The organism is Armatimonadia bacterium (assembly GCA_039679385.1).
GTDB lineage: Bacteria > Armatimonadota > Zipacnadia > Zipacnadales > JABUFB01 > JAJFTQ01.
Window position 1 is genome coordinate 29,852 of the sequence record JBDKVB010000178.1, and the last position, 11,986, is coordinate 41,837.

Sequence of the window (11,986 nt, forward strand, 5' to 3'; positions counted from 1 at the left end):
AGGGTTTCGCTCCTTCGCCGGTCATGCTATAATCCGCCCAACTTCCCCTGAGATCTCCTCTATGGATTACCGTGAACGATGGCAGCAGCGACGTCGCAAGGAGGCCCGCCGGAACTACACGACGGGTGCTGCGATCCTGGCTGTTCTTGTGGCGGTCATCGGGTTGGTGCGAATGCACCGCGACGGGCGGCCGCTGTGGTGCTCGCAGTTTCAGCAGGCCTGCCCAATCTACTTCACGCCCTCCGGTAACCTGTTGTACTGCGCGCTCCCCTCTGGTGAGGCCGTGGCCTTGCGCCTCGACAACGGGAGACGGGCCTGGAAGAAGGTCCTGCTTCAGCCCGACAGTTTCGGCGCTCCTCCGGCGGTCAGTGCGCCGCTGGTGGTTCTGGGCGATGACGGCGGGCGAGTCACAGCCTACGACGCAGGGTCTGCGACTCCGGTGTGGCAGTTCTGCGCACAGGGACCGGTGCGGTCGCCACTCCTGATAAGCGACGGCGTGGTGTTCTTCGGCTCCGACGGCGGCCAGGTTCATGCCCTGGAACTGGCGAGTGGCCGCGAGCTGTGGCGCTATGAAGTGGGTGCCCCGGTGAACTGCGGCGCGGTCCTGTGCAACGGGGTGCTGGTCGTCGGCGCCATGGACGGCAGCATCCTGGGCATCGACGCCGGAACCGGGACACGTCGCTGGGACTTCCAGGTGGGAGCTTCGGTGATGGCGACCCCGGCGCTGATCAGCGGCCAGGTGATCGTGGGAGCCGACAATGGCACAGTCTACCAACTGGACCCGATGACGGGGCGGAGTGTCGCCAAGGCCGACGTGCCGGAGTCGGGGCTGATTCGGTCCGCGCCCGTGGTCGATGCTTCGCGGGTGTATGTGGCGACGACGGATGGCTGGCTGATGGCGATGGAGCGGACCGCCCTGGGTAGAGTGTGGTCGCGCAAGCTCGGACGCGAGATCTCCGCCGGCCCGGCGATCGACGACACGTATCTGTACTGCGCGACCGGCGAGGCGGAGGTGCTGGCCATCGACAAGAAGACCGGGCGGATCCGCAAGCGATGGGACTGCCCGGCCCGGGTGGAAGGGTCACTGGTGGCTCTGCAGGGGATGATCGTTGCTTCTACGGCCGACGGCCAACTGATCGCCTTCCGAACTTTGCCCTAAAGAAACGCCGTGCCCTCTCAGCGCCCCAGAAGTCGCCGGGTTATCTCCGCGGCGACTCCTTTCTTCCCCGGCAGCCAAACCTGCAGGCAAAAAAAGACCCGCCGTAATCATGAGGTGCTGTTCCCGACCACCTAATGAGTTCTGGCGGGTGCCTCCCCCAGGGTTGATGCCTATAAACCCCCCTGGCGAAAGCGCAGGTTCACCTTGATCGAGCCGTCGCTTAGGGTTGACGCACTGTCGCCAGGAAGGTTCAGTTTTTTTGCCTGAGGCAGGTTCTTTTGTAGGAGAGCCCTCAGGTCACTGCTGCGCCATGAAGCGGTCGACGTCTTGTCGGAAGGAGGCTCCTTCCATCGGCCCCTTGCGGGTAGCGCCGAGACCACCGCAGGCATTGGCAAGTCGGCCGACCTTCTCGAGCGGGAGCCCCTCCAGAAGACCCACGACGCAGCCGGCATCAAAGCAGTCCCCGGCACCGGTGGGATCCACTGCATCGACCTTGAAGGCCGCTACCTCGACCATTTCGCCCGATGCATAGAGGGTGCAGCCCGCTGAGCCCCGCTTGAGTGCAACCACCTCGGCACCTCGATCCAGGAGCGCCTTGCAGGCCGCGTCGGCGCCGTCGACGCCGGTGAGGATCTCGGCTTCGCTGGAACTGGGCAGCACGAGGTTCGCGCAGTCCATGACGGGCTTGCAGACCTTGCGCAGCGCTTCCTCGCCACCCAGAAGCTCGGGACGCAGGTTCGGATCGAAGGAGACCTTCCCGCCGGCGGCCTTGGTCAGCTCGCAGGCCAGGTAGCATTTCCGCCGCATCTCTTCGCCCGCCGACAGGGTGGAGCCGCAGACATGCAGCCACTTGACGCCCTGGAACTGGTCGGCAGTCGGGTCGGGCAGTTGGCCCGCGGCACTGTTGGCGATGTGGAAGATGAACATGCGCTCGCCGTCGGCGAAGTAGGTGACGAAGGCGCAGCCGGTCGCCAGACCCTCAACACGCACGACGGCAGAGGCGTCGACACCGTCGGCCTGAAAGCGGTTGACGAGGCAATCGCCGAAGCCGTCCTTGCCGCAGGCGCCGAGGAAGCCTACGGTGTGCCCGAGCCGGGCTGCCTGGTCGGCGAAGATGGCAGGAGCGCCGCTGGGGAAGGGGCCGACGAAGTCCCCGGCCTGATCCAGAGGTACGTCGACCTCCTTGCGCATGATCTCGACAATCAACTCACCAATCGACAGGATTTCGTTGGCTCGCATGGCTACCTCCAGATATGGGTAAATCGTCCACGGCCGGTCGCTGCCTGTATGGTGTGCCCGGTGGCAGGAACGGCACGGCCAAGCCCTTCAGACAAGACGTCAACGGTCGCATTATACCGCTTCGTGGCTCTCGTGGGGCAGGGGGATTGTCAGCGCCGTTGGGAGGGTTGCTTCGCCTGTCCACAGGGCTGTGGAGAACTGGCGCTTGCCGACCTTCACCGCTGGAAGCCGAAGCGGCCCCTCACTCCCCGGCCCTCTCTCCACTCGTGGAAAGCTCTGGTTCCGCTCCTCACCAGGAAGTGGGTGAGCGCCCAAGGTGGAGAACTCTTGCGCTCTCAGCGCAGGCCGGTTTACAATTCCACGATACTACTGACAGGGGAACCGCCGGTCTGACCACGCTGTTGAACCGATTCAGTGCAGCGCGTGTCTAATCAAGCGGTGATAGGAACAGTGATGGTCCAGCCCAGGCGCGCCTGGACGCTGATCGCGAGTGTGACCGCCTTTGCCCTCGCAGTCAGTGCCCTTGCCGCGCAGCCAAAACCAGCCAACAAACCTAACTCGTCGCAGAAGCCTGCCGCTCAGGTAGCTGCGGCGAGTAATGGTGTCTCCAAGCCGGCCGCACCGAAGGTGGCGACGCCCGCAATCAAGTCGCTGCCTGCGATCCCGGCCAGCAACCTACCGCGGATTGAGAGGCTCCTGGCCACTCCCCGTGCACGACTTACCCTCCACCCGTCGCTTTCCGATCCGAGCCAGCTCGTGGAGCTCTCCGGCCGGATGGGCTGCAGTTACAGCCTGCGGTCGATCGCTGCGGGCGTGTTCGAGTTCCTCTTCCCCGGCGCAGGGCTTTTCCACCGAGGCGACCCTCTGTTCCGGCTCTACGACCCGGCCATCCTGGCGGACCTGACGGCTGCTCAGCAGGCGATGCAGGAGGGCAGCACCACGCCGCTCTTGATTGCGGGAGCGCCGGTGCGACGAGGCCTGGTCTCGGCGGTGCCCCTGGGGATCGGTCGAGTTCAGGTCGTGGGCGTTCCGGGAGACTTCCCGTCGCCAACGCTGCGGGCTTCGTCACCGACCCTCAGCAGGCCGGCGGCTACGTCCAGCCGCCGTGCAAGCAGTGCAGCTCCCAGTCCTCAACCGGCGAGACCTGCGGCGCAGCCAAAGAGGCCTGCTCGTCTGAGGATCGCACCGGCGTCAAGAGCGACGGCCGGCGTCGACCTCAAACCTTACGAGTCGGCTGTAGACGGGGCGCAGGCGGACCTTGCGGAGGCCGAGAGCGCGTCGGCAACCAGGCAGCAGGACTACGACGCCAAGAAGCGGCTCGTCGACCTGGGTGCTCTGGCCCAGCGGTCGCTCGATGAGTCGGCCAGTCGGCTGCAGGTAGCCAAGAACCGTGAACAGGACGCACGCGACCGTCTCGGCGCCGCCAGGGACCGACTGGCGCAGGAGAAGGAGCGGGCTACCCGGGTTGCCGCTGAACAGCGCGAGAGTGACCGCGTGGCGGCAACAGCGTCCGGCGTTGAGGTGATTCGCGGGGCCCAGGGAGGGCAAGGCTCGAACCGGGGTGCGGAGAACGCGGTGCAGGTGATCCGCGGACTGTCCGGCAACCGGCCCACCCAGCTGGCTGCAGCGAGACCGACCGCGACGCCCCGAGCCTCGACGCGCACAGCCCAGACCGCCTCGCGGCGGTCAACTTCCTCGCCGGTGTACAGGTCTTTGCCCGGTCCGCCGCCTTCGAGCGGGCTGCAGTACCGCGGCACCGGCACGACGATGGTCTCGCAGACCTTCGGGAAGACCCCCGAGGAGCTGAACCGCCTTACCCAGGAGAGATGGACCGAGTACCATGCTCCGGCGGACGGGTTCGTTGCGCAGCGCCTCGTCAAAGACGGCACGCTCATCCAGCCCGGCCAGGAACTCCTGCGGGTGATCAATACCCAGTGGGCACGGGCCTACCTGACGGTCGCCCGGGAGGATGTAGAGCAGTTCCGCCCCGGCACAGTCGTCACGGTCACCTTTGATGACTATCCCGACGTGCTCTTCGAGGGCTGGATCAACTCGCTGGGCAGGGCGCCGGAAGCCGACGGCTACCGAGCGGAGATTCTGGTCTTCTGCCGCGAGGGCTACTTCGGGACCGACGCCTTCGCGACACTGCAATGGCTGGCGCTCGCGACTCCGCTCCAGGACAGCGGCGACCAGGTGGACCCGGTTGAGGCCGTGGTGGAGGACACGCCCGAGGCGCACTACACCCGTGACCTCAATGGGCCGCTGTCGCTCGTGCCGCGCGACATCTACGCGCTGAGTGTTGGGCTCGACCAGCTCAAGCGCTCGGAGACAGAGTACCAGGGCCAGTTGCAGCTCGTGGAGCTGTCCGGCCCCGAGGGTACCAGTCCGTCGGCCGACTCGCCCAGCGTCAGGCGCCTGGCAGCACTCAGGAAGTGGCGCGAGGGTTTCGTCGAGGGGATGACGCGCACGATCTTCGACCACAACGTGGTGCTCACCTATCCGAGGTCGGGCGAGATCCGTCGGGCGATTGAGAAGATGGCTACGGCGCAGGTCACGCATGACCCCAACTTCTGCGCACGAACCATGCGCGAGGCACTCGGCTGGGGTCTCGGCGACGCCCACGTGTGGGCCGAACTGCTACCCTCTCGCGGGTACATCGCTCGACGTGACGGCCTGGCGCGACCCGGCGATATCCTGGTGTGGCCCTACACCTTCCCGCCGCGGGGCAGTCAGCACATTGGAGTTGCAGTTCAGCAGAACGGGCGGCTGATGCTGCTGTCGAACCTGAACGGGCGTCTCGGAACCTCCGCGATCGAGGGCGGCTACCTCGCCTTCTACGATCCGCGACAGACGGGTTCCGGCCGGTAGCAAGCCGATCTACTGTCGACCCTCAGGGCCCTTCGACTACCTGGTCGGAGGGCTCTTTCGTTTGCAGAGGTGAGTTCGCGAGCCAGTGGCGGCCCTCCCAGGCAGGCAGCAAGAAGGGCAGAACCACACGGGGTCCTGCCCTTCGCTTGTCCTCAGGCTGGGAGATCGACAGACTCTACTCGGCCAGCGCGATCTCCACCATCTGGTGGCCGTCGACTCGCGGGATTACGAACTCCACGCGGTCGCCCACTTCTTCGAACTCCAGCGGCACTCCCTGCGGCACCAGCTTCACCGACTGCACCCTTCCCTCGACGCGTACCGAAGTCTTGAGGCTGTAGATCGGGAGCACCTCCTCGATCACGTCGAAGTCGCGCCCACGGCGCTCGGGGACATAGTGGAGCACATGCAGGACCAGCCGGTTCTGCTCGGGCTGAGCGTTGAGGGTCATCAGCGCGGTGCTCGGAGCGTTGGTGGTCACCAGGGGCTCCGGCAGCAGGAGCTTGAGAGCGTTGACGACGAGCTTCTTGCACCACAGCGGCGCGTTGCGGTCGTACTGTGTGAAGACCGGGTGCATGAGGTAGATGCAACTTCCCTGGCGCACGATGCCGGGGTAGTCGGCCGATCCCTGCGCGGGCGTGTGACGGTGTGAGCAGAAGTGCTCCCAGGTGCGGTTGAAGTAGGGTCGGATCACCGGCGAGAGCACCTCGGCGCCGGCAGCGGGCTCGACCGCAATCCCCTTCATGTACATGACATGGCCGGTGTCCGCCAGGCCCTCGTGCAGCTTGCCGGGGACGAGGAAGTCCGGTGAGAACTCCGCTTCGCCGCGATAGGTCACGCCAAGCTCAGGCACGTTGAAGCGGTCGCCCTGTGGAGCCAGGCCGGACTTGTAGGAGGCCAGGATCGCACCACCGGCGGCAACGTACCGGCTCAGCTTCGCGGAGAGCTCGTCACTTACCTGGATCTCATCGGGCAGGACCAGGACGCGGTATTTGCTGAAGTCGGACTGCGAGTCGATGATGTCGAACTGGAGCTTGGCTTCCTGCAGCATTCGAGTTGCACCGATGGCCGCTGCCGGAAGGCCGCCATGGCCACCCGTTCCGGCGAACTCCTCGGGAGTCAGCAGCCCGAGGTCGACGAGCGGCTGAGCACCCTTGCACCAGGGCTCCGCCGCCTCGACCTTCTCATAGACCGGACCGATCAGAGCATAGGTGTCGGCGTCGATCTTGCCGGTCGGGTGGAGCTGATCGCCCACGGAGCACTTGGCGCCCAGGGCCAGCATGTTGAGGCACTCGAACTCCAGCGCCGCCGGATTCTTGAAGGAGGAGAAGTCGCCCCAACTGGTGTGGAACTTGCCGGTCATGCCGAGGCAGTCCAGCCCCAGGCCACGCGCATAGCGCTGAGCCAGCGGGAAGTGCATGTAGCCCCAACCGCCACTGGGTAGCGACTCGAGCTCCAGGTGGGAGAAGGCGCCGATCATCTTGCGGTGCTTGGGGCCGCAGTGGCCGGAGTTGAAGAAGACGGAGGCCTCCGGGTGGTAGCTCGTGACCAGCCGGTAGAAGCGGTCCTGGAAGTCGAAGAGGACCTTGTCGGCGTAGTCACGACGGCTCTCAGGCTTGGAGGGGTCGAGGCCCTCCTCAATCATCCCCTCCAGGCACCAGGGGCAGCAGCACGGCATGGCGGCGACGATGTCGAAGAAGATGCCGTCGACGGGCATCGTCTCGCACACCTCGCGAGTCTGTGCCTCGAGGAAGTCCAGGTAGGGAGTGTTCAGACAGAAGCGGCGGTAGAAGCCGGCCTCGAAGGGCTTGGTGCCGGGGATACGGCCCTCTTCGTCGACGACCAGCCACTGGGGGTGACGTCGGCAGGTGTACATGTCCCACTGCACGGTGATGTAGATGGGCACGCGGATGTCCCGAGCGTGGCAGGCGTCGATCTGCTCTTTGAGGAGGTTGCAGGTGAGGTTCGGGTGGCGCCGCTCGGGGAACTTCGCCGTGTCGTGGTAGATCATCCCGTGGTGGCAGCGGGAGAAGCAGGTGATGGAGTCGACATGAGCCGCCTTGAGGGTGTCGGCGAACTCGTCGGCATCGAAGGCGCTACCGATGCCGGGGATCAGCTCACTGGTGTGGAAGTCGAGATGGACCTGACGGAACCTGAGGTCGAACATGGCCTCACTCCTAGGCGTAAAGTATTGGCGCCGCAGACAGCAGACACGGCTCCGTGCAGGCGGCTTCTGCAGGTAGTCGTCGTAGAGGGCCGGCGGTCACAACCTTTGCCGAGGCGGCCGCGAAGTGGGCTTAGAGCCCGAAGATACGCTTGGCGTTGAGGCCCAGGATCTGCCGCTTGTCGTCATCGCTGATCCGCGCCATGAGCAGTCGCCCGAGTCCGGGACGCGGGTCGATGAAGGGGTTGTCGGTGCCGAAGAGGATCTTGTCGACCCCGAGGCGCTCGACCATCTCCTCCAGGCAGCCGTAGAGAAGGATCGACCCGGCGACGTCGAAGTACAGGTTGTCGTGCGCCTTGGTCTCGGCCGCCGCCTCATCGACCATCTGCCAACTCGTTGCCGAGTGCGCAGTGATATACTTCGCCTCCGGGTACTTCTCGGCCAGCCCGGCGAGGACGCTCGGTCCGCCGAGACGGTCACCGGCCCAGGAGTGCACCAGGATGGGCAGACCGTGGGCCTGGGCGTACTCGTAGACGGGGAAGTAGTTCTCACCGGAGGCCTTGTACTGATGGGTACCGGGGTGGATCTTGAAGGCGCAGATCGGCCCCTGCGAGTCCCAGTAGTCGATCTCGGTCTGGATCTCGGCGGCGCCGGCGTTCGGGTTCACGGTAATGTAGGGCACGATGCGTCCCGGGAACTGCGCAGCGGCTGCCGCGACCTCCCGGTTGCCCCTGTGATAGTCCGGGCCGATGCAGACATGCGGGCTGACGATGGCAACGTCGATGCCCAGCAGGTCCATCGAGTGGACCATGGCTTCCGGCGAGCCGTCCTCCGGCACGTGGAAGTTGTACCACGGTCCCATGTGGCAGTGACTGTCGATCACGAGCTCACCGGCAAGCGGAGTGCCGGTCTGCAGGGCCTCTTGAAGGGTCATGATCTGGCTCCTGATGAAGGCGTTTGGGGTTACGTGCGGCCAGGCTACAGGCCCAGCAGGTTCTTGAGTGTGCCACCGGCGATGGCCTGCTTGGCCTCGTCGGGAAGCTCGGCATAGACGATCTGGGCGATGGGGCCGCCGGTCTCGAGCTTCGGGAGGTTGGTGCCGAAGAGGAGGCGCTCATGGCCGAAGCGGCGGCAGATGTCCTCGATGCCTCGGAAGACCTGGTGAGTGGTGGTCTCCAGATACAGGTTCGCGTGCTTGTCCATGAGCGGGTAGAAGTAGCGGTCCATGCGGTAGTAGCAGTTGAGGACGATGACCGGCAGTCCGGGATGGGTCTGCAGCACACCCGCGATGTCATCCCAGGTGGTCTGGCCCATCTCGATCAGGACGGGAACCCGGCGAGCTTCGAGAGCCCCAAGGGTATCGGCCATGCACCAGTTGGTGAAGCGGAACTGCTGGTCCTTGGGGAACAGCCGCACTGCCCCATGGGCCTCGTGGACCTGAGCGGCGAACTCAGCGGGCGAAGGCATCTCCTCGGTGGCACCGGGAAGCGCCGCAAAGCACGGAAAGAGGCGGTCCTGTGCCGCGATCTCCTCGACGAGGGTCTCGTTGCCGTCTCGTGGCGACCACTGCGCAGCGAGGCTGTGGTGAACGAGTGCTCGCGAGATGCCCGCGTAGTCCATCTCGGCGAGGATCCCGTCAGTTGTAGTCAATTCGCCCGGACGCCAGACCGTCGGACGCCCGATTCTGGCATTGCAGTCGAAGAACTCCAGCTTGGTGGCCAACATCGGTGCCTCCCTCATCTTATTGGGGCGTGCAGAGGGTTTCCCCGTCCGGTCCAGCAGTCCTTCCTGAGGGCTCGGAAAGTGATGTATACTACCCAGGATTTCGCGAAGTTGGCGCCGCCGGAAGCGGGCGGCACAGCCAAGGGAAACACCGTAGATTCAGATGGAGAAGACAATGAGCGTCAAGCACCAAAGACCCGCCGAATCCGCCGTCGTATGCGAGACCCTGGTGAGCTCCGAGCGCGCCTTCGAGGGGCGTCTGATCAACCTGCGCGTGGACCAGGTAGAGCTGGACGGCGGCAAGCTGGCACGACGCGAAGTGGTGGAGCACCGCGGAGCTGTGGCGATCGTGGCTCTCACAGCAGACGACCAGGTGGCGCTCGTGGAGCAGTGGCGGCATGCCGCCGGAGAAGCTCTGGTGGAGATTCCGGCAGGGACGCTGGACCCCGAGGAAGACCCGGCTGAGTGCGCCCTGCGCGAGCTGGGTGAGGAGACGGGATTCGCCGCCGGGCGGCTGGATCACGTGGTGTCCTTCTGGTCCGCGCCGGGCTTCACCACCGAAAAGATGCACCTGTTTCTTGCACGAGACCTTATACCGGTGCAGGCTGAGGCCGATGAAGACGAGAGGATCGACGCCTTTCTCGTCCCCTGGGAAGAGGCCCTGGCGATGTGCGCCGACGGACGTATTCAGGATGCCAAGAGCATTGCCGGGATACTCTCGGTGCAGCGCTTCCTGAGCCGAGACGGGCACTAGCCGACTCGCCCAGGGCCTGAAGACCGCCCTGGGCAGGCGTGGTTCGAGTACCTTCTGCCTGCCCCGAATCACAGTGGTGAGGGGGTTTCCGACCCATGATGAACCTTGCACCCGCCGAGTTAGGCGACCTGTCGCGGCTGCTGCGACTGGAATGGCTGGAGACCAATGGTCTGGGCAGCTATGCGATGGGGACCGTAGCCGGTGCGAACACGCGCCGGTATCACGGATTGCTGTGCGCTGCTGTGAGGCCGCCGGTGGACCGCCGGATGATGCTGCAGACCCTTGAGGTTGAGGTCCGCAGCAACGGTGAGCGCTTTCCCCTGTCCACCCACCTCTATGGAGAGACGGTACACCCCGACGGCTGGACCCGACTGATCGGCTTTCGTCTCGATCCCTGGCCCGTGTGGACCTACCGGGCAGGCAGTATGGTCATCGAGCAGGCTGTGTTCATGCCCCACGGCCGGAACGCGACGGTCGTCCACTACACCTGCCTCGAAGCCGAGCATCCTCTGTCGATGTGCAACCGCGTTCTCCTCGCACCCCGTGACCACCATCATCTGGGATGCGCCTGTGTGGACTTCGAGATGGACGTGGAGATGCATGACGGGGAGCCCACTCTCGTGACGGAGGGCTACCCGCCACTCACGCTGCAGATCGTCGGCGGCGACTTCTGGCCCTCCAGCGACTGGTATTACCGCTTCACCTACCCCGAGGAACAGGCGCGAGGCCTGGACTACACCGAGGACCTGTACACGCCGGGCGAGATTGGGTGGACTTTGCGAGCCGGGGAGACGGCCACCCTGATCGCCTCGACCGAAGGGCCTCTGTCCGAGTCGGTGGAGGAGCTCATACAGACCGAGCGCGCACGACGTGAAGCCTTGGTGGCCGGAGTCGCAGAAGAGGATGAGGTTGCCCGGAGGCTGTTCGTAGCGGCCGACCAGTTCGTTGTCGCCCGGCCCGATCAGGGACCGACCGCGAAGAGTACCATCGCCGGTTACCCGTGGTTTGGCGACTGGGGTCGAGACAGCATGATCGCCTTCCACGGGCTGCTGCTCTCCACAGGTCGCTTCGAGGAGGCCAGGGGAGTTCTGCGGGCCTATGCGGCCGCCATGGAGGATGGGCTGATCCCAAACCTGTTCTCCGAAGAAGGCGGCGGGGCTGCCTACAACACCGTCGACGCTACCCTGTGGATGTTCGTCGCCGCCAAGCGATACTACGAGCGCACCGGGGACCTGGACTTCATCCGCGACGAGCTCCTCGACCGCCTCGTGTGGGCCGTCACGCTGCACATGCAGGGCACCCGCTACGATATCAGGATGGATGAGGACGGCCTGCTCATCGCCGGTGACGAGAGCACGCAACTGACGTGGATGGATGCCAAGGTGGGCGACTGGGTAGTGACCCCGCGGCATGGTAAGGCCGTCGAGATCAACGCCCTGTGGTACTCGGCGGTGCGGACGCTGGAGTTTTTCGCCCGCAAGCTGGACCGGGACTACGCCAAGTACGCCCGGCTGGCGCGGCGGATCAAGGAGTCCTTTGTTCGCGAGTTCTGGAGCGAGGAACTGGGCTACTGCTACGACTGTGTGCGGGGCGAGGAGAAGGACGCTTCGCTGCGCCCGAACCAGATCCTTGCCCTGGCTCTCCCCTATTCGCTCCTGAGCGTTGACCAGGAGCGGTCGGTGCTGCGGGTTGTTACTGAGAAGCTGCTGACGCCTTACGGTCTGCGAACGCTGTCGCCTGAGGATCCGGCCTACCGGGGCCAATATGAAGGCGATCCGGTGTCGCGTGACGGCGCCTATCATCAGGGGACCGTGTGGCCGTGGCTGCTGGGTCCGTATCTATCGGCGTACTTCGTCTTGTCGAACCGGTCGCCGGAGTCGAAGAAGTGGGTTCGCGAGCTGGTGCAGCCGCTGCTGGACCACCTCGGCGGACCTGGGCTCGGACAGCTCCCGGAGGTCTTCGACGGTGACCCGCCCCACAGGCCGGGAGGATGCCCGGCACAGGCCTGGAGCGTAGCAGCCCTGCTGCGCATCTGGGTCGATACTCAGCTCGGCGACGTCTCCTAGACTGCGACAGGCAGGCA

The 11,986-nt window shown here is 65.2% G+C and carries 8 protein-coding genes; 4 read left to right on the forward strand and 4 right to left on the reverse strand.

Annotated features, from left to right (window positions below):
• Positions 1 to 61: 61 nt before the first annotated feature.
• Entirely contained in the window at positions 62 to 1,159 is a 1,098-nt protein-coding gene (locus tag ABFE16_20285) for a PQQ-binding-like beta-propeller repeat protein (protein MEN6347640.1), read from the forward strand.
• A 297-nt stretch (positions 1,160 to 1,456) separates the two neighbouring features.
• Here the strand turns inward: ABFE16_20285 and ABFE16_20290 are convergent, their stop codons facing one another.
• Positions 1,457 to 2,398: a sugar kinase gene (locus ABFE16_20290; protein MEN6347641.1), complete on the reverse strand. Its 942-nt coding sequence runs from the start codon at positions 2,396 to 2,398 to the stop codon at positions 1,457 to 1,459.
• Between the two features lie 453 nt (positions 2,399 to 2,851).
• Between ABFE16_20290 and ABFE16_20295 the strand changes: the two genes are divergently transcribed.
• A complete protein-coding gene (locus ABFE16_20295) occupies positions 2,852 to 5,266 on the forward strand; it encodes an HlyD family efflux transporter periplasmic adaptor subunit (GenBank protein MEN6347642.1) in 2,415 nt (804 codons plus the stop codon).
• 175 nt (positions 5,267 to 5,441) lie between these two features.
• Here ABFE16_20295 and ABFE16_20300 read toward each other — a convergent pair whose 3' ends face one another.
• The 3 genes from ABFE16_20300 to ABFE16_20310 all read right to left on the reverse strand — a co-directional run bounded on the left by ABFE16_20300 (position 5,442) and on the right by ABFE16_20310 (position 9,152).
• Entirely contained in the window at positions 5,442 to 7,430 is a 1,989-nt protein-coding gene (locus tag ABFE16_20300) for an alpha-amylase family protein (GenBank protein ID MEN6347643.1), read from the reverse strand.
• A gap of 130 nt (positions 7,431 to 7,560) precedes the next feature.
• On the reverse strand, positions 7,561 to 8,361 hold the full coding sequence (locus ABFE16_20305) for an amidohydrolase family protein (GenBank protein MEN6347644.1): 801 nt from the start codon (positions 8,359 to 8,361) through the stop codon (positions 7,561 to 7,563).
• A 44-nt stretch (positions 8,362 to 8,405) separates the two neighbouring features.
• Positions 8,406 to 9,152, reverse strand: coding sequence for an amidohydrolase family protein (locus ABFE16_20310; protein ID MEN6347645.1), 747 nt, complete (start codon positions 9,150 to 9,152; stop codon positions 8,406 to 8,408).
• Between the two features lie 172 nt (positions 9,153 to 9,324).
• Between ABFE16_20310 and ABFE16_20315 the strand changes: the two genes are divergently transcribed.
• Both ABFE16_20315 and ABFE16_20320 read left to right on the forward strand, forming a co-directional pair.
• Entirely contained in the window at positions 9,325 to 9,903 is a 579-nt protein-coding gene (locus ABFE16_20315; GenBank protein ID MEN6347646.1) for an NUDIX hydrolase, read from the forward strand.
• A 95-nt stretch (positions 9,904 to 9,998) separates the two neighbouring features.
• Positions 9,999 to 11,969, forward strand: coding sequence for an amylo-alpha-1,6-glucosidase (locus tag ABFE16_20320; GenBank protein ID MEN6347647.1), 1,971 nt, complete (start codon positions 9,999 to 10,001; stop codon positions 11,967 to 11,969).
• The last annotated feature ends 17 nt before the right edge of the window (positions 11,970 to 11,986 follow it).

Coding starts and splice junctions, on each gene's coding strand:
- ABFE16_20315 (MEN6347646.1), top strand. CDS start 9,325: ATGAGCGTCAAGCACCAAAGACCCGCCGAATCCGCCGTCGTATGCGAG.
- ABFE16_20290 (MEN6347641.1), bottom strand. CDS start 2,398: ATGCGAGCCAACGAAATCCTGTCGATTGGTGAGTTGATTGTCGAGATC.
- ABFE16_20300 (MEN6347643.1), bottom strand. CDS start 7,430: ATGTTCGACCTCAGGTTCCGTCAGGTCCATCTCGACTTCCACACCAGT.
- ABFE16_20285 (MEN6347640.1), top strand. CDS start 62: ATGGATTACCGTGAACGATGGCAGCAGCGACGTCGCAAGGAGGCCCGC.
- ABFE16_20320 (MEN6347647.1), top strand. CDS start 9,999: ATGATGAACCTTGCACCCGCCGAGTTAGGCGACCTGTCGCGGCTGCTG.
- ABFE16_20295 (MEN6347642.1), top strand. CDS start 2,852: ATGGTCCAGCCCAGGCGCGCCTGGACGCTGATCGCGAGTGTGACCGCC.
- ABFE16_20310 (MEN6347645.1), bottom strand. CDS start 9,152: ATGTTGGCCACCAAGCTGGAGTTCTTCGACTGCAATGCCAGAATCGGG.
- ABFE16_20305 (MEN6347644.1), bottom strand. CDS start 8,361: ATGACCCTTCAAGAGGCCCTGCAGACCGGCACTCCGCTTGCCGGTGAG.